Origin of the sequence: Trebonia kvetii, assembly GCF_007827045.1 — a bacterium.
Taxonomy (GTDB): domain Bacteria; phylum Actinomycetota; class Actinomycetes; order Streptosporangiales; family Streptosporangiaceae; genus Trebonia; species Trebonia kvetii.
The window spans coordinates 489,615-512,580 of record NZ_RPFW01000007.1; the positions used below are offsets into that span (position 1 = coordinate 489,615).

Annotated in this window: 21 protein-coding genes and 1 pseudogene; 14 read left to right on the plus strand and 8 right to left on the minus strand. The window is 71.7% G+C overall.

The genetic code is table 11. The features are described 5' to 3' along the window. The first annotated feature begins 56 nt into the window (after positions 1-56). The 3 genes from EAS64_RS46975 (at position 57) to EAS64_RS34280 (ending at position 4,034) form a co-directional block, all read left to right on the plus strand. The gene (locus EAS64_RS46975) at positions 57-845 is read left to right on the plus strand and encodes an aldehyde dehydrogenase family protein (protein ID WP_281283357.1); all 789 of its coding nucleotides are present in this window, start codon (positions 57-59) and stop codon (positions 843-845) included. A 4-nt stretch (positions 846-849) separates the two neighbouring features. Next, positions 850-3,141 (plus strand): thiamine pyrophosphate-dependent enzyme, encoded by a 2,292-nt coding sequence (locus tag EAS64_RS34275; RefSeq protein WP_145859814.1) that lies wholly within the window; start codon positions 850-852, stop codon positions 3,139-3,141. Positions 3,142-3,389: 248 nt separating this feature from the next. After that, positions 3,390-4,034 carry a DUF4286 family protein gene (locus EAS64_RS34280; protein ID WP_145859815.1) on the plus strand — a complete coding sequence of 215 codons (645 nt, stop codon included), beginning with the start codon at positions 3,390-3,392 and terminating at the stop codon, positions 4,032-4,034. 23 nt (positions 4,035-4,057) lie between these two features. Here the strand turns inward: EAS64_RS34280 and EAS64_RS34285 are convergent, their stop codons facing one another. Next, a complete protein-coding gene (locus EAS64_RS34285) occupies positions 4,058-4,528 on the minus strand; it encodes a pyridoxamine 5'-phosphate oxidase family protein (RefSeq protein WP_145859816.1) in 471 nt (156 codons plus the stop codon). A gap of 63 nt (positions 4,529-4,591) precedes the next feature. Here EAS64_RS34285 and EAS64_RS34290 point away from each other — a divergent pair, with 63 nt between their 5' ends. After that, the gene (locus EAS64_RS34290) at positions 4,592-5,725 is read left to right on the plus strand and encodes a helix-turn-helix transcriptional regulator (RefSeq protein WP_187366377.1); all 1,134 of its coding nucleotides are present in this window, start codon (positions 4,592-4,594) and stop codon (positions 5,723-5,725) included. Here EAS64_RS34290 and EAS64_RS34295 read toward each other — a convergent pair. Further along, the gene (locus EAS64_RS34295; RefSeq protein ID WP_246115989.1) at positions 5,689-6,246 is read right to left on the minus strand and encodes a GNAT family N-acetyltransferase; all 558 of its coding nucleotides are present in this window, start codon (positions 6,244-6,246) and stop codon (positions 5,689-5,691) included. The two genes, EAS64_RS34290 and EAS64_RS34295, sit on opposite strands and share 37 nt — an antisense overlap. Before the next feature lie 430 nt (positions 6,247-6,676). Here EAS64_RS34295 and EAS64_RS34300 point away from each other — a divergent pair, with 430 nt between their 5' ends. Next, a complete protein-coding gene (locus tag EAS64_RS34300; protein WP_222849811.1) occupies positions 6,677-7,990 on the plus strand; it encodes a lysylphosphatidylglycerol synthase transmembrane domain-containing protein in 1,314 nt (437 codons plus the stop codon). Positions 7,991-8,041: 51 nt separating this feature from the next. Here EAS64_RS34300 and EAS64_RS34305 read toward each other — a convergent pair whose 3' ends face one another. From EAS64_RS34305 to EAS64_RS34315, 3 genes are all read right to left on the minus strand, one after another. Then, complete coding sequence (locus EAS64_RS34305) at positions 8,042-9,517, minus strand: aldehyde dehydrogenase family protein (protein ID WP_145859821.1); 1,476 nt, start codon at positions 9,515-9,517, stop codon at positions 8,042-8,044. Positions 9,518-9,897: 380 nt separating this feature from the next. After that, positions 9,898-11,958, minus strand: coding sequence for a glycoside hydrolase family 15 protein (locus EAS64_RS34310; protein ID WP_246115990.1), 2,061 nt, complete (start codon positions 11,956-11,958; stop codon positions 9,898-9,900). Between the two features lie 173 nt (positions 11,959-12,131). Continuing rightward, entirely contained in the window at positions 12,132-13,499 is a 1,368-nt protein-coding gene (locus EAS64_RS34315) for a glucose-6-phosphate dehydrogenase (protein ID WP_222849812.1), read from the minus strand. 120 nt (positions 13,500-13,619) lie between these two features. Here EAS64_RS34315 and EAS64_RS34320 point away from each other — a divergent pair, with 120 nt between their 5' ends. Both EAS64_RS34320 and EAS64_RS34325 read left to right on the plus strand, forming a co-directional pair. After that, complete coding sequence (locus EAS64_RS34320) at positions 13,620-13,814, plus strand: hypothetical protein (RefSeq protein WP_145859823.1); 195 nt, start codon at positions 13,620-13,622, stop codon at positions 13,812-13,814. A gap of 36 nt (positions 13,815-13,850) precedes the next feature. After that, on the plus strand, positions 13,851-14,171 hold the full coding sequence (locus tag EAS64_RS34325; protein ID WP_145859825.1) for a hypothetical protein: 321 nt from the start codon (positions 13,851-13,853) through the stop codon (positions 14,169-14,171). 18 nt (positions 14,172-14,189) lie between these two features. On the opposite strand, the gene EAS64_RS34330 is transcribed toward EAS64_RS34325, so the two are convergent. Continuing rightward, positions 14,190-15,719, minus strand: coding sequence for a leucyl aminopeptidase (locus tag EAS64_RS34330; RefSeq protein ID WP_145859827.1), 1,530 nt, complete (start codon positions 15,717-15,719; stop codon positions 14,190-14,192). A gap of 341 nt (positions 15,720-16,060) precedes the next feature. Here EAS64_RS34330 and EAS64_RS34335 point away from each other — a divergent pair, with 341 nt between their 5' ends. From EAS64_RS34335 to EAS64_RS48005, 3 genes and pseudogenes are all read left to right on the plus strand, one after another. After that, complete coding sequence (locus EAS64_RS34335) at positions 16,061-16,483, plus strand: S1C family serine protease (RefSeq protein ID WP_145859829.1); 423 nt, start codon at positions 16,061-16,063, stop codon at positions 16,481-16,483. Positions 16,484-16,652: 169 nt separating this feature from the next. Then, on the plus strand, positions 16,653-17,216 hold the full coding sequence (locus EAS64_RS34340) for a dihydrofolate reductase family protein (protein WP_145859831.1): 564 nt from the start codon (positions 16,653-16,655) through the stop codon (positions 17,214-17,216). A 55-nt stretch (positions 17,217-17,271) separates the two neighbouring features. Further along, positions 17,272-17,928 (plus strand): annotated as a pseudogene (locus EAS64_RS48005) (DUF5995 family protein); the annotation flags it as partial. A gap of 117 nt (positions 17,929-18,045) precedes the next feature. Here EAS64_RS48005 and EAS64_RS48010 read toward each other — a convergent pair. Further along, complete coding sequence (locus EAS64_RS48010; RefSeq protein WP_439333636.1) at positions 18,046-18,789, minus strand: Rv1733c family protein; 744 nt, start codon at positions 18,787-18,789, stop codon at positions 18,046-18,048. Continuing rightward, on the minus strand, positions 18,722-19,951 hold the full coding sequence (locus EAS64_RS34350) for an acetyl-CoA hydrolase/transferase family protein (protein ID WP_145859833.1): 1,230 nt from the start codon (positions 19,949-19,951) through the stop codon (positions 18,722-18,724). Before EAS64_RS34350 ends, EAS64_RS48010 begins: the two co-directional genes overlap by 68 nt. A gap of 244 nt (positions 19,952-20,195) precedes the next feature. Here EAS64_RS34350 and EAS64_RS34355 point away from each other — a divergent pair, with 244 nt between their 5' ends. From EAS64_RS34355 to EAS64_RS34370, 4 genes are all read left to right on the plus strand, one after another. After that, positions 20,196-20,843 carry a CBS domain-containing protein gene (locus tag EAS64_RS34355; RefSeq protein WP_145859835.1) on the plus strand — a complete coding sequence of 216 codons (648 nt, stop codon included), beginning with the start codon at positions 20,196-20,198 and terminating at the stop codon, positions 20,841-20,843. Between the two features lie 49 nt (positions 20,844-20,892). Next, a complete protein-coding gene (locus EAS64_RS34360) occupies positions 20,893-21,501 on the plus strand; it encodes a GNAT family N-acetyltransferase (protein ID WP_145859837.1) in 609 nt (202 codons plus the stop codon). 140 nt (positions 21,502-21,641) lie between these two features. Beyond that, positions 21,642-22,157: a SigE family RNA polymerase sigma factor gene (locus EAS64_RS34365; protein WP_145859838.1), complete on the plus strand. Its 516-nt coding sequence runs from the start codon at positions 21,642-21,644 to the stop codon at positions 22,155-22,157. Next, on the plus strand, positions 22,154-22,942 hold the full coding sequence (locus tag EAS64_RS34370; protein WP_145859840.1) for a PASTA domain-containing protein: 789 nt from the start codon (positions 22,154-22,156) through the stop codon (positions 22,940-22,942). Before EAS64_RS34365 ends, EAS64_RS34370 begins: the two co-directional genes overlap by 4 nt. Positions 22,943-22,966 lie beyond the last annotated feature (24 nt).

Here is a 22,966-nt window from a genome sequence, read left to right on the forward strand (position 1 = left end):
GCTGACCGGGCGGCACCTCCAGTCACCCTGCCTCGAACTCGGCGGCAAGAACCCGGATGGTTGTCGCGCCGAGCGCCGATCTGGACCTGGCGGTGCAGGGCGCGCTGTTCTCCGGGTTCGGCACCGCGGGCCAGCGCTGCACCTCGCTCGGCTCCGTGATCGTGCACCGCGTCATCGCCGAGGAGTTCATCGCACGGCTCGACGCGGCCGTGCGCGCGGCTGCCATCGGCGACCCGTTCGGCGCGGTCCTTTACGGGCCGATGCTGTCCGCGCGGTTCGGCGCGCGGTTCGAGGAATACCTGTCCTGGATCCAGCCGCATCACCGGGTGCTCGGCTCGTCGGGCACCGGGCGGATCACCGCGGACAACCCGCGCGACGGCTTCGTCGGCGACCCGTCAGCAGGCATCTTCTACCACCCGGTGATCGTCGCTGAGCTGCGGCCCGATGACGCGATCTTCCGTGAGGAGACATTCGGTCCGCTCATCGGGGTTACCGCATACGGGGAACTCGACGAGGCGATCCGGCTCGCGAACCTGCCCGGCTACGGGCTTTCCTCGTCGCTTTACACGCGCGACCCGGCGGAGGCGTTCCGCTTCCGGCGCGGCATCTCGGCCGGCATGGTCAGCATCAACAACTCCACCTCGGGCGCTGAGGCGCACCTGCCGTTCGGCGGGAACGGAAAGTCGGGCAACGGGTCGCGGCAGTCGGGCGTCTGGGTCCTCGACCAGTTCACCCGCTGGCAGTCGCTGAACTGGGACTACTCGGGGTCACTGCAGAAGGCGCAGCTGGACGTGGCCGAACTCAACGCGGACGAGTCGTTCCGGCTGCCTCAGCTCGGCGGGTGACGGCGTGGCGCGAGTCAGCTTCGAGGACGAACTCGACCGGAGGTTCCTGAGCGCGGTCGCGTCGCTGCCGGCCGACGGCGGCGCGGGCGGCGCTGGCCCGGGTTGGGCTGGCCCGGGTGAGGCTGGTTCGGGCCGCGCGGGCGGGCCGCTCGACGGGGAGCGGCTGCTCGAGCTGTTCGACGCCCAGGCCGGCAGCCGGCACCTCGACCTCGCCGCCAGGTACCTGCGGGCGGAGGGCCACGGCTTCTACACGATCGGCTCCGCCGGCCACGAGTCGAACGCGCTGGTCGCGGCGGCGCTGCGGCCCACCGATCCGGCGCTGCTGCACTACCGGTCCGGCGCGTTCTACCTCGCACGCGCGGCGCAGGTGCCCGCATCACTGATGCCAAGCTCTCAGCCGCTGCTTGACGTGCTGCTCGGCCTGGTCGGCGCGGCCGACGAGCCGATCGCGGGCGGGCGGCACAAGGTCTTCGGCCACCACGACCTCGCGGTCATCCCCCAGACATCCACCATCGCCTCGCACCTGCCGCGCGCACTCGGAGTGGCCTTCTCCATCGACCGGGCCGCCAGGCTCGGCGTCGCCTCGCCCTGGCCGGCCGACGCGATCGCCGTGGCCAGCTTCGGCGACGCCTCGGCGGGGCACTCCACCGCCACCGGGGCGATCAACGCCGCCTGCCGCACCGCTTACCAGGGACTGCCGGTGCCGCTGCTGCTCGTCTGCGAGGACAACGGGCTCGGCATCAGCGTCCGCACCCCCGACGGGTGGATCGCCGCCGCGTACTCCGGGCGGGCCGCCCTCCGGTACTTCAGCGCCGACGGCGCCGACCCGCAGGCCTGTTACGCGGCGGCGGCAGCGGCCGCCGAGCATGTGCGGACGACCCGTTCCCCCGCGTTCCTGCACCTGAACGTGGTGCGTTTCCTCGGCCACGCGGGAAGCGACGCCGAGATCAGCTACCGGACCGAGGCGGAGATCGCGGCGGACTATGACCGTGATCCGCTGCTCGGCACCTCCCGGCTGATCGTGTCTCGCGGTCTGCTTCCCCCGGTCCAGGTCGCCGCCCGCTACGAGGCGATCAGGGCCCAGGTCAGGGAGCTCGCCGACAAGGCGGCCACCCACCGGCAGCTGTCGAGCAGGCAAGAGGTCATGGCACCGCTCGCCCCGCGCCACCCGGACCGGGTCGCCGCGCGCGCCGCCATGGCGGCATCGGCGGGCAAGCGCGCCAACGCCTTCGGCGGCAGGCTCCCCGAGGACAGCGGGCCGCTGACCCTCGCCGACACCATCAACAGGACGCTCGCCGACGCACTGGCGGCCCATCCCGGGCTGCTCACCTTCGGCGAGGACGTGGGACGCAAGGGCGGCGTATACGGGGTCACCAGGGGACTGCTGCGGCGGTTCGGCGCCGCCAGGGTCTTCGACACAGTCCTCGACGAGCAGTCGATCCTCGGTCTCGCCCTCGGCGCGGGCATGTCGGGCCTGCTCCCGGTGCCGGAGATCCAGTACCTCGCGTATCTGCACAACGCCGAGGACCAGTTGCGCGGCGAGGCGGCGAGCCTGCAGTTCTTCTCTACCGGGCAGTACCGCAACCCGCTGGTGGTCCGGGTGGCGGGCCTCGCCTACCAGAAGGGGTTCGGCGGGCATTTCCACAATGACAACGCTGTCGGCGTGCTGCGCGACATCCCCGGGCTGGTGATCGCCGTGCCGTCCCGCGCGCAGGACGCGGCGGCGATGCTGCGCACCTGCCTTGCCGCGGCCACCGTGGACGGCACCGTGTCGGTGTTCCTCGAGCCGATCGCGCTGTATCACACCCGTGACCTGCACCAGCCTGGCGACGGCGACTGGCTCTCGCCGTACCCCGCGCCGGGCCACTGGGCCGCCGAGCACGTGCCGATCGGGCACGGCAGAGCCTACCCGGCCCCCGCTGGTGCGGCACGGGACGACATCACGCTAGTCACGTTCGGCAACGGGGTTCCGATGTCGCTGCGGGTGGCGGCCAGGCTGGCCACCGAGGGCATCGGCGCGCGGGTTTTCGACCTGCGCTGGCTCGCGCCGCTGCCCGCGCCGGAACTCCTGGCGGAGGCGGAGCGCACCGGGCGGGTGCTCATCGTCGACGAGACCCGCCGGTCTGGCGGCGTCTCGGAAGGCGTGCTCGCGGCGCTTGCCGACGCCGGCTTCGCCGGCCGGGTCGGGCGGGTGGCAGCGGCGGACAGCTACATACCGCTCGGCGACGCCGCGAACCTGGTGCTCGTATCCGAGCCAGAAATCGAGACCGCCGCCCGGCTCCTGCTCCGCGGCTAGTTCGAGGGGCCAGTTACAAACCGGGTCAAAAGGGTCGCTGGACACCGCAAAAGCAGTACATGTTGTGCGCGAAGCGAGGCGTCGGCGCGGGGTCAGCGGCGGGGGGTCAGTGGTGTAGGTATGGGGTCAGTGGTGTGAATGGAGTTTGTAAACGCTAGTGAGACTGGTAGGGCGGGGGGCGGATTCTGGGGTTGCGGCGGGGGGCATGTCGCCGCGGGCGGGGGGGGGGGGGGGCGATAATGAGGCTCATGGCTGATGACCTGCTTTTCGTGTACTCCTCCCCGGGGCCCGTTGACCTTGCCGAGTTCAACGACTGGTACGACAACGAGCACGTGCCGAACAGGCTCGCGCTGCCGGGGTTCGGCGCGGTGAACCGGTACCGCGCGGTCGACGGGATGAAGCCGGAATGGCTGGCCACCTACGAGGTGAAGCCAGGCACGCTGGACGGTGAGGATTACAAGGCGCTGTGGGCGAACGCGTCACCGCGGGAGAAGCAGATCATGTCGACGCTGACGACGCTGGACCGGCGGCTTTACACTCCGCTCAGCGATTCGTGGGCGGACGGGTACTCCGCTGAGTCCGGCCCGGCCCCCGTTGTGCTCGCGGTGTCGATGTCGGTGCCGCCGGCGGTGGCGCCCGAGCTTGACGCGTATTACCGCGAAGAGCACTTCCCGCTGCTGCTTGCCGTGCCCGGCTGGCGGCACGCCAGCCGGTACCTGCTGACCTCGGGCACCGGGCCCAAGTACCTGTCGCTACACGAGCTGGACTCGCAGGCGGTGTTCGATGAGCCGGGCTACAAGGCGGCGGTCTCCACCCCGCAGCACAAGCGGATCGTCGCGTCGGCCATCGGCCGGGAGCGGCGGGTCTTCAAGCTGCACAAGGCGTTCGGCTGAGGTCGGGCGAGCGCACCGCCCGCTTAGACCTTCCAGATGGTCGGCCCCTTCTGGAAGGTGCCGTCCGGCTGCGTCAGGGTGAGCAGGCAGTTCGCCACGGACAGCTCGAACAGGGTGAGCCGCTCGTAGTCCGGCCAGAGCTGGCCGAAGTCCGCGATCACCTGGTCGCGGACGATTTCCCAGGTCGCCGCGTCGGAGATCTCCGTCGCGCGCCCGGATACCGCGAAGCCGTCGTCCTCGCGCGGCGGCGGGAACGTCTCGCTGTGCAGCGAATAGCGGCCGTCGCGGCGCAGGTCGCCGCGCTTCGGCCCGGGCAGCACGAGCACGTGCAGGCCCGCGGCGCTGATGACCGGGCAGACGGGGTGCACCCGCGGTCCGCCGTCGGCCCGGACCGTGGCGAGAAAGCCGAGGCCCAGGCCGTGCTGGTAGAACTGACCGCGGCCGGTCTCGGCGAGCGCGGGCTGGTTCTCCGTGAAATGCGTCCAGGTGATCATGGCCGGGACGCTACCCAAGTATCCCTGACATCTGATGTCAGGATTTTCGGTTACCTTGACAGCATGCGCGCCGACCGGCTGGTATCGCTCGCCCTGCTGCTCCAGGCGCGGGGCCGGATGTCCGCCGACGACCTCGCCGCCGAGCTCGAGGTGTCCGTGCGCACTATCTACCGGGACATCTCCGCGCTGAACACCGCCGGAATCCCGGTCCTCGCCGAGCCGGGCCGCAGCGGGGGCTGCCGGCTCGTCGACGGCTACCGGTTCCCGCTGCGGGGCCTGTCGCCCGACGAGGCGGAGGCCCTGCTGATCCTCGGCGTTCCCGCCGCGATCGCGGACCTCGGGCTCGCGGACACGCTGAGCGCCGCGCACCGGAAGGTGAGCACGAGCGCGGGGACCGCCGCGGGGCAGCCCCGACCCGGACCGCCCCTGGTCCACCTCGACATGCCACGCTGGTTCCACGGGACCGAGCCGGTACCGCACCTGCGGACGCTCGCCGAGGCCGTCCGCCTCGGGCGCGGCGTGGAACTCGGCTACCGGCGCGACCAGGGCGCCTCAGGCAACGGCGCCTCAGGCGACGGCGCCTCAGGCGACGGCGCCGCCCCCGGTGGCGGTGCGGGGCCGGATGCCGGTTCCCGTGTACCGGACAAGACGCGCGTCGTCGGGCCGCTCGGCCTGGTGAACAAGGCCGGCACCTGGTACCTGGTCGCGGCCCGGCATCCCGCTCCCGGCGACCGGAACGGCGACGTGCGGGAGAAGCGGCAGCACGGCGGGGATCCCGCGGTGTTCCGGGTCGGGCGGGTGACCGCGGCGCGGCTGCTGGCCGCGGTCGGCGTGACCCGGCCGGACGGCTTTGACCTTGCCGCCTTCTGGGAGCGCTGGTCGGCGGCGTTCGTGACCAGCCGGTCCCAGGTCCTTGTCCGGGTCAGGGCGACGGCGGCGGCCCTGGCGATCTTTCCCTACGTGTTCGGCGATGCGGGGCGCAGGGCGGCCGCGGCGGCGGGACCCGCCGACGCCGAGGGCCTGCGTGAGGTCACGCTGAGCTTCGAGGAGGAGGCGGTCGCCGCGCACCGGCTTGCCGGGTTCGGCGGAGACCTGCGGGTGATTGAGCCGGAGGCGGTCCGTCACGGGCTCATCGCGACGGCCAGGGACCTGCTTGCGCGCTACGACCCGCCGGCGAACGCCGGGTTCGCACGGTGATAGGTCACGTGCGGGCGTACCGGGCTGCCTGCCGGAACCCTGGGGTGAGAGAAGCGGGCCACCTCGGTCAGCCCGATCCTGCGCATCACCGCCTGCGACGGCGTGTTAAGCACCGCGGTCATCGACCAGATCTCGGGCAGCCCGGCACCGCCGAACGCGACGTCGAGCGCGGCGCGCGCCGCCTCTGTCGCGTAACCGTGATGCCAGGCGTGCCTGGCCAGCCGCCAGCCGATCTCGGTGCCCCCGCTGCCCGGCACGCCTTCCGGCATCGGCGACAGGCCGGTGAAGCCGATGAACTCGCCGGTCTCCTTGACCTCGAGCGCCCACAGGCCATAGCCGCGCGCCTCGAACACCGACTCGATCCTGTCCACGAACGCGTCGCTCTGCTCCCTGCTCAGGGTCGACGGAAAGTACACCAGCGTCTCTGGGTCGCCGTTCAGCGCGGCGAACGGCTCCCGGTCGGAATCCTGCCAGCGGCGCAGCAGCAGCCGCGCGGTCTCGATGCGGTCGAACTGGCCCACGCTGCCTCCTTCGTCGGAGATCTACCGAGCAATTATCCCGAACGGGTTCGTGCTTCCCCCATTCCACCGCGATCACCAAGGGTGGGTGCAGCACGGATGCGCGGTGCCCGCCGGGGTGCGCCTCGTTCGCCGTGGTGGGTGGCTAAGGGGTGACGGTGCCCTCGTTCCCGATGCCAGGCGTGAGCTGACCGGCGACGCGCCGGCGCTGATTTATTTCCCCGCTGTCACAGATGCGGGGGCGGGCGGGAGTAAGACGAACCCGTTCCGAATTCTTGGTCTAGGTGGCAGCGGCGGCGGAAACTCGCAGGCGAACTGGGGACAGTGGCGATATACCGCGATTATCGGGTAGCTGTGGAGCATGCGGTCGAGCGGAAACGGCCCGGTATCGGGCGGCGGGCCTGACGCGGGCCAGGGCGGTTCTGGTGGCCGCATGCGCGTGCTGCGTGCCTGGCTGCCGTTCCTGGCCAAGCCGGTACGGCGGGTGGTGCTGCTGTTCATCCTGCTGCTCGTCATCGAGTACCTGGTGGTGCCGGAACTGGTCGGCGCGAGCAAGGACCTGTACCTGCTCGGGCAGATCAACGCCGGATGGGTGTCCGCCGGGGTGGTCCTCGAGGGGCTGTCGCTGTTCTGCTACGCGGTGCTGACCAGGGTGCTGCTGCCCGCCAAGGCGCACAAGCCGAGCCTGTCCGTGCTGTTCCGCATCGACCTGTCCGCGGCGGCGGTCGCGCACGTGATCCCGGCGGGGACGCTGGGCACCGCCGCACTCGGGTACAAGCTGTTCACCGACGAGGGGATTTCCGGCAACGACGCCACGGTGATGATGGCGGCCAAGGGGATCGGCTCCACCGTGGTGCTGAACGTGCTGCTCTGGCTGTCCCTCGTTGTCTCCATTCCGCTCGCCGGGTTCCAGCCCATCTACGGGACCGTCGCCATCATCGGCAGCGTGGTGCTGCTCGGTGTCGCCGCACTCGTTCTCGGCGTGACCAGGGGCGCCGGGCTCGCGTCCCGGTTGATTCGCGCCATTGGTGACAGGCTGCCGTTCGTCAGCGGGGAGCAGGTGGAGCGGGCGGTCCTCGAGGCGGCACGGTCGTTCGCGCTGCTCGCGCGTGACAAGCGGGTGATGGCGTGGGCGCTGCTCTGGGCCACGCTCAACTGGGTGCTCGACGCGGCGTCGCTGTGGTGTTTCGTGGCCGCCTTCGGGCACTTCGCGAACCCCATCGAACTGTTCGCCGCGTACGGGATCGCGAACGTGGCCGGCGCCCTGCCGCTGACTCCAGGCGGGCTCGGGGTGGTCGACTCGATCACGCCGCTGCTGCTCGTCGGGTTCGGCGTCACCAGGAGCGTGGCGACGCTCGGGGTGCTCGGCTGGCGGATGGTCAACTTCTGGCTGCCGATCCCCACCGGGGCTCTCGCCTACGCGTCGCTGAAGGTGAAGCCGAATTCGGGGATGCGGGCGATGCGTGCCGCGCTGCCCGGGCTGTTCAGCGGGCGCGGCGGTCCGGATGTCGGCGGCGATATGCCGGAGGTGTCGGACGCGCCGGGCGCGGACGGTGCTGCTCCGGACGGTGCTGCTCCGGACGGTGCTGGTCCGGAGGGTGCTGTTCCAGGCGATGCTGGTCCGGAGGGTGCTGTTCCAGGCGATGCTGGTCCGGATGGGGCGCCCAACGGGGATGCGGCGGGCCAGCCGGACGGGCTGGCCGACGGTTCGCGCGCGGAACCGCCGGCCAAGAAGCGGTCGGGCTAGCCAGGCTGGGTAGGTGAGCTGTGCTAGCCGGGCTGTGCTAGCCGGGCTGTGTTAGCTGGGGTGGGAGAGTTCGGGCTGGAGCAGCTCGGGCGGGACGGTCTGGAAGGTGACCGGGCGCAGCCAGCGGTCGATGGCGGTGCCGCCGACGGATGTGGTGGGCGTGGTGGTGGCGGGGTACGGGCCGCCGTGGGTCATCGCCGGGGCGACGGCCACGCCGGTGGGCCAGCCGCCGAAGATGACGCGGCCGGCGAACCTGGCGAGCCGGGAGATCCAGCGTGCGGCGTCCGGCTCGTCGGGCTCGGCGTGCAGCGTGGCGGTGAGGTTACCGCCGAGCCGGGCGAGCACGGCCTCCACGCCTGCCATGTCGCGGTATCTGACCAGGACGGTGACCGGGCCGAAGCACTCCTCGAGCAGTTCGCCGCCGTCGAGGGTGTCCGCGTCGACCTCGAGCAGGCCGGCGCGGACCGCCTGCGGTACGTCGCCGGTCGGTGCGGCGGCCGCCTCGACCAGGGTCCGGACGCCGGGCAGCGCGGCCCTGGCGGCGAAGCCCGCAAGGAAGTGCTCGCGCATCCGCGCGTCGAGCAGTGCGCCGGGGACGGCGGCCGCGGCCGCCTCGGTGGCCGTCGCGACCAGCTGGTCGCCGGCCTGCCCCTCGGGAACGAGGACGAGACCCGGCTTGGTGCAGAACTGGCCCTGGCCCAGGGTGTAGGAGGCGACGAGGCCGGCGGCTGTCTCAGCGCCGCGGGCGGCGGCGGTCCGCTCGGTGATCAGCACCGGGTTGAGGCTGCCGAGCTCGCCGTAGAACGGGATCGGCGACGGCCGGGCCGCCGCGAGGTCGAACAGCGCGCGGCCGCCGGGTATCGACCCGGTGAAGCCGACGGCGCTGATCAGCGGGTGCCGCACCAGGTCAACGCCGGCCTGGCGGCCGTGTACCAGGGTGAGAACGTCGGCCGGCAGGCCGACCTCGACCGCCGCGTCGCGGATGGCGGCCGCCGCGAGCTCGCTCGTCTCCGGGTGATCCGGGTGCGCCTTGACGACGACCGGGCAGCCCGCTGCCAGAGCGCTCGCGGTGTCGCCGCCCGGGACGCTGAACGCGAACGGGAAGTTGGACGCGGCGAAGACGGCGACCGTGCCGATCGGCACCTTCCAGCGGCGCAGTTCTGGACGCGGCGGCACGGCGGCCGGATCCGGCGGGTCGACGACCACGCCGAGGTACGCGCCGTCTTCGGCAATGCCGGCGAAGAAGCGGAACTGGTAGGCGACCCGGGCGAGCTCGCCGGTGAGCCGCGGCACGCCGAGGGCCGTCTCCGCGTCGGCCGCGGCGATCAGCGCGTCGGCGCGGGCCTCGACCGCCTGCGCCGCCGCGCGCAGCAGCGCGGCACGGCGCGGCCGGTCCGCGAGCGCGTCCCTGGTGGCGTCGGCGGCACGCACGGCGGCGTCCACCGCAGCGGCGTCCGCCTCGATGCCGATCTGCGCGCGGGTCTCGCCGGTACGGGCGTCGCGGCTGAGCACCGGTTCCGGTTCCATGGCGGCTGCTCTCTCTCGCTTGACTGGTCGCTGGCGGTCGGCGGCTGGCGGCTGATCGCTGGTGCTTCGTCGGCCGCGCTTGCGGGTCTCGGTCGCGCTCGCACGGACGACGATACTCGCGGCGGTTCCAGCGTGACGTTCGGGCTTGGTGCCGCGGTCCGCTGTGCGCCCTGCGCCCTGGACCGTGCGCCCTGCGCGGCGGATGGTTGTGGCACCCATACGGCCATTACCGTATGGGTGCCACAACCATCGGGTTCGGTTGAGTTCGGCGAGGGCGATTCCCGCTCAGCTGGCGGCCAGCTTGCCGAGTTCCGCGGAGCGCGCCGCCGTCCAGCCGGGCGGCGGGATGATGGCCGCCCAGGACGAGGCGCCCTGCAGCATCAGGGGTAGCACCACGGCGCAGACGGGACCGGCGACCAGCGTCGCGTGCGGCACCTTGATGTCGATGACGTTGACCGCGGCCAGTATCGCGACCACCAGGCCCGCGGCGAGCCATTGCGAGAGCAGCTCGCGCTCGATCGCCACGTCCCACCACCGCATAACAGGGCGGTCAGCGGTTCGACGTCGCCGGCCCGCTCATCCTCCCGGATCAGGTGCATGACGGCGTTGATGAGCGCGAGGTGCGAGAACGCCTGCGGGAAGTTGCCGAGGTGCTGCCCCGAGTGGGCGTCGATCTCCTCCGCGTACAGGTGCAGCGGGCTCGCGTAGGACAGCAGCTTCTCGCACAGCGCACGGGCCCTCGGCACCTCGCCGATCTCGGTGAGCGCCGAGACAAGCCAGAACGAGCAGATGGTGAACGTGCCCTCCTCACCGCCGAACCCGTCGTCGGTCTCCTCGACGCGGTAGCGGAGCACGAGTTCGTCCTCGGTGAGCTCGTCGGCGATGGCGAGCACGGTGGCACGGACGCGCGGGTCGTCCGGCGGCAGGAAGCCGAGCAGCGGGATGAGCAGCAGCGACGCGTCGAGCGCCTTGGTCTCGTAGTGCTGGCAGAAGACGCCGCGGTCGTCGAGGCCGTTCGCGCAGACGTCGGCGTGGATCTCATCCGCCGCGCGCCGCCACTCATCCGCACGGCCGAGGTCGCCGCGGAGCAGCGCGAGCCGGGCGCCGCGGTCGGCCGCGACCCAGCACATGACCTTGGAGGCGGTGAAGTGCTTGGCGGGCCCGCGCACTTCCCACAGTCCCTGGTCCGGGTCGCGCCAGTACTTGAGCGCGGCCTCCACCTGCTTGACGAGCATCGGCCAGCGGCGCTCATCGGCCTGGTCGCGGGAGCTGGTGTGCAGGTGAACCGAGTCGAGCAGCACCCCCCACACGTCGTGCTGGCGCTGATCCCACGCGCCGTTTCCGATGCGGACCGGGCGCGCCCCCTCATACCCGGACAGGTGGTCGAGCGTCTGCTCGGTGAGCTCGCGCTCGCCGCCGATCCCGTACATGATCTGAAGGTCGCTCTCCCCCTCGGCCAGGTCGGTGATGAAGTAGTAGAAGTCGCTCGCGTCCCTGGTGAGCCCCAGCGTGTGCAGCGCCCACAGCATGTAGGTGGCGTCGCGAAGCCACGAGTAGCGGTAGTCGTAGTTGCGCTCGCCGCCCGGCGTCTCCGGCAGCGACGCGGTCGCGGCGGCGAGCAGCGCCCCGGTGGGCGCGTAGGTGAGGCCCTTGAGCGTGAGCGCCGACCGGACCAGGTACTCGCGCCAGGGATGATCGGGGAACTGGCCCCTGCTGATCCACTCGTGCCAGAAGTCGGCGGTCACCGCCATCCGCTGCTTCGCCTCGGCGAAGTTGTCCGGCGCGGCGCCGTCGCCCCAGGACAGCGCGCAGAACACGTACTGTCCCTCGCGCAGCCGGTGCCGCGCCATCGCGAGCGGACCCTCGAAGCCGAGGCTCAGGTCGGTGGTGAGCCGGATCTGCCCGTGATCCGGTGACACGCACTCGGCCGCGCCGTAGCCGCTGCCCGCGTACCGCCAGGTGCCGCGCTGCCTGCCGTAGTCGAAGGCCGGCTCGCACTCGAGCACCAGGTCGACCTCGCCCTCGATGCAGCGGACGGTCCGCAGCAGCACCCGCGCCGCCCGGTAGTCGCCCGGCACTCGCTGGTAGGCGTCGGACTCCCGCCGTGCGTCCCGCTGCCAGGGGCTGACAAGCAGCGCGTCGCGGACCACCGCCCAGCCCGTCGGCGTCGACCAGGTGGTCTCCACGATCATGGTGCCCGGCAGGTAGCGCCGCCCCGATGGCACCCGCACGTCCGCGGGCCCGAGCCGGAACGACCCAGCCCCCCGGTCGAGCACGGCACCGAACACGCTCGGTCCGTCCATCCGCGGCAGGCACATCCACTCGATGGCACCGCTGGAGGCGACCAGCGCCGAGACCTCGCAGTCAGACAGGAAGCCGTAGTCGGCGATCGGCGGGAACGGACTGCCGGCCGGCACCGGGTGGACCGGCTCAACGGTCAAGCCCGGCGGGCGCGGCGCGGGCACTGAAAGGGACGGATCTGCGGAAACACTGGTGTGCGACACGCTGACGGCGTACCCGACGCTGAGCCCAGGCAACCCCTCGATGTCACCCTATGTGCTCGAGCTATGACTCTCGGTTTTGCGGCGGGCGAGGGCCCGGCTGCATGGTCACCTCAGTTGGCTGGGCCCTGCGAGCCCGCCGGATAGCTGTCCATCGGGACGATGTCCCGCGCCCAGGCATCGAGCACCGGGGCCACCACGCGCCAGGACTCCTCCGCCTCATCGCCGCGGATCGACAGCGACGCGTCGTGGCTGAGCACGTTGAGCAGCAGCTGGCCGTACGCGGGCAGGCTCGGCGGCAGGAGTTCCGTGGTCAGCGTCAGCGGGCTGAGCACGCCGAGCCGGTCGGTGACGGCGGTCAGCTCGAGGTGCAGGCTCTCCGGCTCGAGACCGAAGCGGAGCACGTTGGACTCGCCGTGCATCGCGGCGGGCAGCTGCGGCACCTCGCGGAAGTGCACCGCGACCTCCCTGCGTCCGCCGCCGATGGCCTTGGCGGCGCGGATGCGGAACGTCGTGCCCGACCAGCGCCAGTTGTCCAGCTTCAGTTCCACCTCGGCGAACGTCTCGGTCTGCCGCGCCTGGTCCACCCCGGGCTCATCGACATAGGCGGGAATGTCCGTGTCGCCGATCCGGCCCGCCAGGTAGCGGGCCCGCCGGCTGCGCCGCACCACGTCGTCGTCGGTGAGCGGCCGGATGGAGCGGAGCACGTCTACCTTGCGGTCGCGCAGGTCCCGTTCGTCCAGGCTCACGGGCGGCTCCATGGCCACCAGGCAGAGCACCTGAAGCAGGTGGTTCTGCACCATGTCCTTGAGCGCGCCGACCCCGTCGTAGTAGACCGCCCGGCCCTCGAGGGCCAGGGACTCCTCCCAGACGATGTCCACCAGGTCGATGTGCGAGCTGTTCCATACCGACTCGAGTATCCGGTTGGCCAGCCGCGAGCTGAGGATGTTCTGCACCGTAGTCATCGCGAGGAAGTGGTCGACGCGGAAAATCGCCTGCTCCGGCAGCACCTCCGCGAGCAGCAGGTTCAGCGCCACGGCGCTCGCCAGGTCCTCGCCGAACGGCTTCTCGAGCACGATCCTGCTGCCCTCGGGCAGCCGCGCGTCGCGCAGCGCCTTCACCGTCGCGGGGAACACGGCCGGCGGCAGGGCCAGGTACACGGCGACCGGCCCGTCACCGGCGACCGCCGCGGCGACGGCCGCCGGGTCGGTCACGTCGGCCGCGCGGTACCTGACGGCCGCGACGACGGACTGCCTGACCTGCTCGGGCTGATCGCCAGCGAAGCGGTCGAGCTGGGCCGCGGCCCACTTCCTGAACCGGTCGTCGTCCCAGTCCTCCCGGCTGACGCCGGTGAGGCTGAAGCCGTCGGGCAGCTCGCCAGCGGCCTGCAGCGATGCGATCCCCTCGAGCAGGAAGCGCGCGGTCAGGTCTCCGGTGGCGCCGAAGATCACCAGCCGGCTGATCATGGGCGGTGGCGTCACGTTCGGAAGCTACCCCCTGGTGCACAGGCGAACCGCTGGCCGTACTGGGCCCGGCGAGACCAGTGCGGTTGCGGCTGCTCGCTCACCGAATCGCAGGCGCTGCACGCGCAGCACGCGGTGATGAATGGGTCGCAGGCGCCTGGGCGGCCGCTGTACGACCTGGTGCTGCAGCTGGTGTCGATCGCGAGCGGGGTCGCGCCCGCGTTCCTCGCGTTCTACCTGCTGGCGAGGAACGGCGAAGGGCCCTCGGCCATCGGCGTTGACCTGTCGCAGCCCGGCCGCGACGTTCCCCCTGCCTCACTCGTTGCGGGGTGATGCGGGTGGTGCGGAACGACCTGGAATGCTGCGGACATGATTGCTCAGCGGTGCACCGGGTTCGCCGCGGCATGCGTCGACCCCAAGGTCAGCAACATCACGGCCAACGGCCTGTCGGCCGTCCAGGACGAGGTCACGAAAATCCAGCAGCGGCTCCAGACGCTCAAGACCGACGCGCATGGCGGGTTCGCCCCGCAGATCGACGCCCTGTCGAGCGCCCTGTCCACGAAGAACACGAACCTCAGCGCGGCCAGGGCCAACTTCAACGGCGGGACGCTGGCCGCGCTCGCCTCCTCGGCCGCCTTGGTGGTCACGGCCGGCAAGAACCTGGTCACGACCGTGACGAACAACTGCTGAGCGCAGGCGCCGCTGATTTCACGCGGGGTGGAAGCCGGCTGCGAGGTCGGCGAGCAGCCGCGCGCCGAATCCGCTGCACCCGCTCGTCCGCCACGACTCCGCCCGCTCCACCTGAGCGACGCCCGCGATGTCCAGATGCGCCCACGGCAGTCCGCCGGCGAACTCCTCGAGGAACAGCGCGGCGGTGATCGCGCCCGCGTTCGGTCCGCCCACGTTGGTCAGGTCCGCCACATCCGAGTCGAGCTCCTTGCGGTAGGCGTGCTCGAGCGGCAGCTGCCACGCCTGCTCCTGCGTCGCCTCCGCCGAGCGCAGCACCTGGTCGATGAGCGGCTGGCTGTTGCCCATCACCCCGGCGATCCGCGTGCCGAGCGCCCGCATGCAGGCCCCGGTGAGCGTCGCGATGTCGACGATGGCGTCGGGCCGCTCCTTGGCGGCGAGCACCAGCGCGTCCGCCATCACCAGGCGTCCCTCCGCGTCGGTGTTGAGCACCTCCACGGTGGTGCCGCCGTGGATGGTGATCACGTCGCCGAGCCGCAGCGCCGTGCCGGACGGCACGTTGTCGGTGCACATCAGGTAGCCGGTGACCTTCGTCCGGCAGCCGAGCTCGCCGAGTGACAGCATCGCGGCGAGGGTCGCGGCGGCGCCCGTCATGTCGTTCTTCATCGTGGCGTGCACGGCGTCGGCCGGCTTGAGGCTGAGGCCGCCGGAGTCGTAGGTGATGCCCTTGGCGACGATCGCGAGGTGCGCCGACCCGGTACCGACGTCGGGCCGGTAGGTCAGCTTGATCATCCGCGGGTCGTCCGCGCTGCCGCCGTTGACCCCGATGAGGCCGCCGCAGCCGAGCCGGACCAGGTCGTCCCTGTCGAAGATCTCCACGCTGAGCCCTGCCCGCGCGCCGAGCTCGGCGGCGAGATCGGCCAGCCGCGCGGCGGTCAGGTGCGCGGGCGGCGTGTTGGCCAGGTCGCGCGCCAGCATCGTGGCCCCGGCGAGCGTCAGGCCGCGCCTGGCGCCCGCGCTCACCGCGTCGCGCTGCGCGGCATCGGCGAGCAGCGTGACCGACCGGACCGGCGTCCCTGACGGCTCCCGCTTGAGCGGGTCATAGGAGTAGCGGGCGAGCAGGATGCCCTCCACCGCGACCTGCGCGGCGACCTCGGGGCCGAGTCCCGCCGCGGCGTCGATCAGGTAGGCGACCTCCGCGTCCCTGGCGGCCGCGCGCGCGAACGCGGCGGCGGCGTCCCGCCCGGCGGCGGCGCCCGCCTGGTCCTTGTCCCCGATGCCCACCGCGATGCGGAGCCTGCCGGCGGGCATGGGCAGCACCAGCGTCTGCCCCGCCTTGCCGTCGAAGCCGGCCCGGTGCAGCGCGTCCCTGCTCAGGCCCAGGCTGTGCGGCGGCTCGCCGGTGCTCGCCACCGGGATGCCGAGCGCGCCCGCCCCCTCTGGCCCTGGTCCGCCGTCCGACCCGGCCGACTCGGCGACCTCAAGACGCACCCCCCGGCTTGCCGAGGGTACCGGATTGAAATCAGCGGGAACGAGGACGGCTCGGCTCATCAAGGCTCCCCTTCGCAGGCATTGCTGACGGCCCGACGATTCCACGCCCGGATCGCGGCGCTCTCACCCGGACGGGGTGAACATGCGGGCGGCTCGCGACCGCGACCGGCAAGGCGGCGCGAGACGCCGGGTTCACCCCGCTGGGATGAGGCGAGCGATCTTCGTCCATCGGATGCTTGCCCCAGTTCGTTCCGGCGGAAGGAGTCCCGTCATTAGCGGCGACGAGCGTCATAAGTCAGCCGGGTCGCGTCCACGGTGGTGGCTATGGGGGCTGGTCGGCGGAATCGTAGTCGTCGGCGGTCTCGCCGGCGGCCTGATCGCGACCGCGCGAACTTGTCGGGGTGCCGTCCGCCGGCGCCACCGTGCCCAACGAGTCCGGCGAGTCGTCGGGCGGGAGCATCGGCCTCGGCTTCGCGATCCCGGTGGACGCGGCCAAGACGATCTCCGACGAGATCATCGCGACCGGCCACGTGACGCACGCCTACTTCGGGCTGCAGACCGTACCGATCCCTGAGGCCGCAGCAGCCCAGGCCGGGGTTCCCGCGGGCCTGTTCGTCGCGGGCGTCCCGGCTGGCGGGCCCGCACAGCAGGCGGGCATGCAGCCAGGCGATGTGATCACCACGATCAACGGCCAGCCTGCCACCAGCAACGTACAGCTCCAGGAGCTCACGCTGACCAAGAAGCCGGGCGACACGGTTGAGCTCGGCTACTCGCGGGACGGCAGGAACGCGACGACCACCGTTACACTCGCGGAGCAGCCGTAACCGGCTGGGCCCGCTCGGAGAACGGGTGCGGGGTATCGGGGGAACCCCGCACCCGTTCGGACTCTCCTCGATAAGGCTGACTTCCGCCGCCGAGCCCGGCGCGATGAGTTCGGCGCGGGAGCGTCGTCTGATCTGGTACCGCGTTACTGGTGAAGACAAAGGGGACCCGATGGCCAAGCTGATCTATTCGGCGCTCGCGTCGGCGGACGGGTATGTGGAAGACGCCGCTGGAGGCATCGACTGGGCGGCGCCCGACGACGAGGTGCACAGCTTTGTCAACGACCTCGAGCGGCCGATCGGCACCTACCTGTACGGGCGCGGGATGTACGAGACGATGCGGTACTGGGAGGACGCGCACACCCGGGCCGGCGAGCCCGCAGTAGGGCTGGAGTACGCCGGCATCTGGCAGGCGGCGGACAAGATCGTGTTCTCCACGTCGCTCGCGGCGGCAACCACCGGCAGGACACGGATCGAGCGGAGCTTCGATCCCGGCCTGGTGCGGCGGCTTAAGTCGTCCGCGGCGCAAGACATCTCCGTGGGCGGCGCGAACCTGGCCGGGCAGGCCCTGCGGGCCGGGCTGGTGGATGAGCTGCACCTGCTCCTTGTTCCGGCCATCGTCGGCGGCGGCAAGCGCGCGCTGCCCGACGACTTCCGCGCGGACCTGGAGCTGCGTGATACGCGGAAGTTCGCGAGCGGCGTTGTCTACCTCGGGTACGTTCTGCGGGCCGCCTGATGATCCGGCGCCCGCCACCGCGACGTACCAGGAGTGTGAGCCGGAGAACGCGAGCGTGATCGAGGAGCTGATCGGCCGGATGACCGCGCTGCTCACGCCCCTCGAGGCGGCAGGCGACAAGCGGCGGTACTTTCACGCGACCTACCTGCGCACCACCATCGCGGTCCGCGACGAGCTCGGCCGCGGCGGCTTCGCGGACAACGACTGGGTCGAACGGTGGGACGTCGCGTTCGCCGACCTGTACCTCGATGCCCTCGAGGCCGACATGGCGGGGGAGGAGCCGAGCCGTCCGTGGGCGATCGCCTTCGGCGCTGCCGCCGGCCTGCCGCCGCTGCGGCACGTGCTGCTCGGCATGAACGCGCACATCAACTACGACTTGCCGCAGGCCCTGGTGGCGGTGATCAGCGACGACCAGTTCGGCGACGCGGCACTGCGCGCACGCCGGGAGGCCGACCACCGCGCCATCGATGACGTGCTGGCCTCCCGGGTCGCCGCGGAGGACGACGAGCTGACCAGCCTTTCCGGGCCCGCGCCACTGCTCGACCGGCTGCTTCGGCCGCTCAACAGGCTCGGCACCCAGCGGTTTCTGCGCGAGGCACGGCAGAAGGTGTGGGCCAATGCCGTCGACCTGAGCAAGGCGCGCAGAAAGGGCCAGGACGCCTACGCCGCCCGGCTGGCCCAGCTGGAGGAGCTGAGCGCCGCGAAGGTCAGGGAGCTGCAGGCACCCGGGCAGGTCCTGCTCAAGCTGGCCGCCCAAGGCTTCGGCGTACGGCTGCCTTCGGGGGCCGTGCGGCTGCCTTCGGGTAGTGACGCGGACGCGGCGGGGCGGTTACGCCCGGGTCGTCCAGCGCGGGCCCGTCGACCGCCAGTCGGCGTCCCACGCCGCTATCCTGCGCCGGTTGAGCCACCAGCGGGCGACCACGCCGGCCAGGGTCACGACGACGGCGAGTCCGGCCACCCCGGCGACTCTCGCGAGCTCTGTCAGCGATGCCACCTGCGATTCGGCCATGGGCGGCGTGGTGAGCCGCCCGTCTGGGGTCGTATACACCTTCAGCTTGTCGCCGGGCGTATGGCCGATGGCGACCGCCATGTCGGTGTCGATCAGTTTGCCGGTCGGCGCGGTCCACTGGGCGTCCACCTCGGTGGTGAGGTTCCCGCCCGTGGCCGGCGCGCCAATCGTCTTGATGGTGGCCATGACCGGCAGGTGGGACGCGCGCTGCGCGAGTTCGGCCCGCTGCGCCACCGCGTGCATGGCCCCTCCCGCTGCCAGCGCGGACAGCGGCGCGCCGACCAGGAACAGCACGGCTAGCAGGATCAGCACGACGCTTTCCGCCCGATCGGTGGCACGGCGCAACGGATTGCGGTCAAATCGCATCCCCCGGACGAACCTGCCCGCCGTCGTCACCCCGAGCTTCCCACGCCCGACGCCAATCGGCCTCACCCCATCAACTTTACGTGCCCGTCCGCGTACACCATCCGCCAGCCACCCACTGCGACGCCGGGGGTCATCGGTCCCGGCCGAGTGCGTGCGCCGCCTCCCTGAGCCGCTCCCTGGTGGACGGGTGGGCGACATGCTCGATGATCTGCCCCGCCTGGCCGCGCTCGTCGTGTCCCCAGATCGCCGCGGCGCCCTGCTCGCTGACGATGTAGCTGTGCTGGAACGACGTCACAGGACCGTCGAGCCGTGGCACGACGGTGGACACGCCCGCCTTCGGATGCCAGGACGGCAGCGCGATGATCGCCTGGCCGCCTGGCGAGTGCAGCGCACCGACGACGAAGTCGGTCTGGCCGCCGAACCCCGAGTGGATCGCCCCCTTCACCCAGGTGGCGTTGGCCTGGGCGAACAGGTCGACCTGGAGGGCACCGTTGACCGAGGCCATCGCAGGACGGCGGGCGATCGTTGCCGGGTCGTTCACCGTCTCTGTCCGCAGCATCCGCACATCCGGGTTGCGGTCAAGCCACGCGTAGAGGTCGGCACTGCCGAAGGCGAACGATGCGATGACCGGCTGCGCCGCGTCGAGCGCGCCCGCCTTGGCCAGGCCGAGCACGCCGTCGCTGAACATCTCCGACCAGACCGTCAGGCCGCGCCTGGCGTGCAGCCCGGCAAGCACCGCGTCGGGTACCGCGCCGATGCCTGCCTGCAGTGTCGCGCCGTCGCCGATGAGCGCGGCCACCCGGTCGCCGATGACGGCGGCGGCCTCCGTCGCCTGCCGCCGCGGTGGCGACGGCAGCGGCGCCTCCGCCTCGATCGCGTAGTCGATGACCTCGCACGGCAGCTCCGCGTCGCCGTAGGTGTACGGGACCCGGGGGTTGAGCTGCGCTACCACCAGCCCGCCGCGCGCTCGGACGGCCTCGATCGCGGCGGGCAGCACGTTCACCTCCGTGCCGAGCGACACCCGGCCGCCGGCCGGCGCCGACGCCTGCACGAGCACCACGTCCGGCGCCGCGGGGCCGGCCAGCAGCGCGGGCACCAGCGACAGGCGGCACGGAAAGTAGCGCAGCCGGGCCAGGCCGCGCATGCCAGGACCGACGAACGGCGACTCGAGCGTCACCCCTTCGCGGTCCGGCATACCCGCCTGTGCGTTCAGCACGAACAGGCGGTAGCTAGCGACCGCGCCGTCGAGGACGGCGAGGGCCCGCCAGGGGGTGGCGAAATTGCCGCCTGCGACGATCCGCGGCATGCCAGGCAGCGCGCCGAACACTGCCGCGAGCCGCGGCTCAGAGATGACGCGCACCGCTGCCCCCCGCTCGCGTCCCCGTTTGGTACTCCGTTCGCTGCTGCGTTCGCTGCTGGTTACCGGGCCGCGACCGCGGCCCGGGAGGCCAGCCGATGATGTCCATGCTAGGCAGCATGCCCGCGGCAGCCCCGGCCGGCGGAGGGTACAAGGTCCCAAACCCGGCGGGCCGGATGTCCTCGTGCACGGGTTCCCCCCAAATACCGGGTACACAAGAGGGAGACTTCGATAGGAGGCGGTAGCCATGAACGCCACCGTCAAGGACGTGATGAGCACCCACGTGATCGCCGTCAGGGAGATCGCCACGTTCAAGGAGATCGCGATCAGGCTGCACGAGCACCGGGTCAGCGCGTTCCCCGTGATCGACGCAAGCAACAAGTGCATCGGGGTGGTCTCCGAGGCCGACCTGCTCGCCAAGGAGGCGGCCGAGGATGAGGGTTCCGCGGCGACGCCTGGCATGACATGGGACCGCGACCACTCCAAGGCGGCGGCGGTCACCGCGGGCGAGCTGATGTCCAGTCCCCCGGTGACCATCGGCGCCGACGAGCCGGTCACCCGCGCGGCCCGGCTGATGTACGCGAGGCGGGTCAAGCGGCTCCCCGTCATAAGCGAGGACGGCACGCTGATCGGCATCGTGACCCGTTCCGACGTCCTCAGCGTCTATGACCGGCCCGACCAGGACATCGCGGACGAGATCACCGGGGAGCTGATCGCCGGCCGCTTCAGCAGCGACCCGGCCAGCTACACCGTCACCGTCAAGGACGGCATCGTCACCATGGAGGGCACGCCGCAGGACGCGGACGCCGGCCGCGGCATCCTCGACGCCGCCAGGCACGTCGAGGGCGTCGTCGCCGTCCGCGACCGGCTGGCATACCAGCCGGGCAGCGCGTAGCGGCATCAGGCCCACGCCCGCTCGCGGCCGGTGTCGCTAGATTGGCCGGGTGACAAGTTCCGCCGGCTCCGCCAACGCCCGACGGGCCACACCCGCCGATATCGACGCCATCACGGCCGCCTTCACCTCCGCCTTCTTCCACGACCCGGTGTGGGGCCCGGTCTTCCCCGACGAGAGCCGGCGCGCCGAGCAGTCAGCGCTGATGTGGCGCGTCTACGCGACGGCCGCGCTGCGCTATCCGTGGACGTTCGTGACGCCGGACGCGGAGGCCGCGGCCATCTGGATCCCGCCGGGCGGCACGGAACTGACGGACGAGGAGGCCGGCCGCCTCGGCGAACTGATCGAGGAGACCGCCGGCCCGCAGGCGGCCGCCTCAGCCCGCGAGATCGAGGAGCGGTTCGCGGCGGCCCACCCCGCCGGGTCCTCCTTCCACCTCACCATCCTTGCCACTCACGCCAGCCACCGCGGCAAGGGCCTCGGCATGGCGCTGCTCGCCGAGACGCTCACGCGCATCGATGCCCTGGGCGCCGCCGCCTACCTGGAATCCACCAACGCCGTCAACAACGAGCGGTACCGGCGAGCCGGATTCGAACCCCGCGCCGAGATCACCATGCCCTCCGGCCGCGTCGTCACGAGCATGTGGCGCCCGGCCCGCTGACAACGCGTGACCTTGCCGCGAGCCGGTGCGGGATCGAAGCCAGAAAATCTCCCGTGGCGGCAACCTTCTTGTCTGGCTACCTGCTTTAGTTCTGTGTGCACCCAACCGAGTACCGAGCCGGCTCAGGGCGCGGAGGCGTCATGCCTGAACTTCCCGAGTTCGCGGACTTCGTACAGCGCCGGTCGGGCGCCATGCTCCGCGCGGCGTGGCTGCTGACCGGGGGCGACTGGGCCCTCGCCGAGGATCTCGTGCAGACCGCGCTCGGCGAGGTCTGGCGCCGCTGGAGCCGCGTGGCGGACATGGACGCGCCGGACGCGTACGCGCACAAGGTCATGGTGAACACCTGCCTACGCTGGCGCGGGCGGCGCTGGACGGGGGAGGTCACGTCCGCGCGGCTGCCCGCGACCCTCGCCGACACCGGCGGGTTCCAGGACGTGGATGTGCGCGAGTCGGTCCGGCACGCGCTGCGCGTGCTGACCGTAAAGCAGCGCGCGGTCATCATGCTGCGCTACTACGAGGACCGGACCGAGGCCGAGACGGCGCAAATCATGGGCTGCTCCGTCGGGACAGTGAAGAGCCAGGCGGCGAAGGCCCTGGCCAGACTGCGTCTGGTCCCGGGGCTCGCGGATGTCCTGACGGGAGGGACGGCGGCATGAGCGCCGAGGAAGAGCGGCTCAGCCGACTGCTGAAGCGGGCCGTACCGGAGCCGCCGACCGAGCTGTCCGCCGACCGGGTCACCACCCGGCCCGCCGACCGGTCTGCGAAGTCGTGGGCGCTGCCCGCGCTGACTGCGGCCGCTGTCTTGGCCATCGGAGTCACCATCGGGGTCGTCACCTCGCACCATGCCGGCCCGGCCGGGCCTAGGGCGTCGGGGGCCAGCACGCACCCGCAGCCCACAGCGAGCTGCCAAGGGGCCACCGTGGGCGTGCCAAACGTCATCGGAACGACGCAGGATGCCGCCGCGGCCATCGTGCAAGGCGTCGGCCTCAATGCGGGGATCTACGACGCGGTGCCTCCCGCGGCGCAGGCCGTGGCGCCGGGGACGGTGTTCGCCCAGTCACTGCCCGCCGGCTCACGGGCGGTTCCCGGGGCGTTGGTCTACCTGGCGATCGCGGTGGCCCAAACGACCAGCACGGCACCGCCGATAGATCCTGGCTTCGCTCCCACCGGGTCGCCATCACCGATGTCGCCCTGCCAGGCCATTGCCGGCACTCCCCCGGCGCAGGGCGCTGATGCGCGGGTACCGAGTGTCATCGGGATGCCTCGGGCGTCAGCGGTCGCGGTCGCCGACCAGGCCGGGTTCAACGTCAGTGTCACCGTAGTCGCGCCGCCCACCGGCCAGTCCGTACCGCCGGGGACGGTGTTCGCCCAGTCACCGGCGGCGGGATCAGTCGCGCGACCGAGGTCGGGGATGATCCTCTACATCGCCCCAGCTCTATGACCTCGCCGGGGAAACAGGCAGCCA

What these genes read in the sequence shown, in the direction of transcription:
- EAS64_RS46975 (WP_281283357.1), top strand. Translation starts at nt 57, where the DNA reads ATGGTTGTCGCGCCGAGCGCCGATCTGGACCTGGCGGTGCAGGGCGCG.
- EAS64_RS34280 (WP_145859815.1), top strand. Translation starts at nt 3,390, where the DNA reads ATGGCTGATGACCTGCTTTTCGTGTACTCCTCCCCGGGGCCCGTTGAC.
- EAS64_RS34285 (WP_145859816.1), bottom strand. Translation starts at nt 4,528, where the DNA reads ATGATCACCTGGACGCATTTCACGGAGAACCAGCCCGCGCTCGCCGAG.
- EAS64_RS34290 (WP_187366377.1), top strand. Translation starts at nt 4,592, where the DNA reads ATGCGCGCCGACCGGCTGGTATCGCTCGCCCTGCTGCTCCAGGCGCGG.
- EAS64_RS34300 (WP_222849811.1), top strand. Translation starts at nt 6,677, where the DNA reads ATGCGCGTGCTGCGTGCCTGGCTGCCGTTCCTGGCCAAGCCGGTACGG.
- EAS64_RS34305 (WP_145859821.1), bottom strand. Translation starts at nt 9,517, where the DNA reads ATGGAACCGGAACCGGTGCTCAGCCGCGACGCCCGTACCGGCGAGACC.
- EAS64_RS34320 (WP_145859823.1), top strand. Translation starts at nt 13,620, where the DNA reads ATGAATGGGTCGCAGGCGCCTGGGCGGCCGCTGTACGACCTGGTGCTG.
- EAS64_RS34325 (WP_145859825.1), top strand. Translation starts at nt 13,851, where the DNA reads ATGATTGCTCAGCGGTGCACCGGGTTCGCCGCGGCATGCGTCGACCCC.
- EAS64_RS34330 (WP_145859827.1), bottom strand. Translation starts at nt 15,719, where the DNA reads ATGAGCCGAGCCGTCCTCGTTCCCGCTGATTTCAATCCGGTACCCTCG.
- EAS64_RS34340 (WP_145859831.1), top strand. Translation starts at nt 16,653, where the DNA reads ATGGCCAAGCTGATCTATTCGGCGCTCGCGTCGGCGGACGGGTATGTG.
- EAS64_RS48010 (WP_439333636.1), bottom strand. Translation starts at nt 18,789, where the DNA reads ATGTCGCCCACCCGTCCACCAGGGAGCGGCTCAGGGAGGCGGCGCACG.
- EAS64_RS34355 (WP_145859835.1), top strand. Translation starts at nt 20,196, where the DNA reads ATGAACGCCACCGTCAAGGACGTGATGAGCACCCACGTGATCGCCGTC.
- EAS64_RS34365 (WP_145859838.1), top strand. Translation starts at nt 21,642, where the DNA reads ATGCCTGAACTTCCCGAGTTCGCGGACTTCGTACAGCGCCGGTCGGGC.
- EAS64_RS34370 (WP_145859840.1), top strand. Translation starts at nt 22,154, where the DNA reads ATGAGCGCCGAGGAAGAGCGGCTCAGCCGACTGCTGAAGCGGGCCGTA.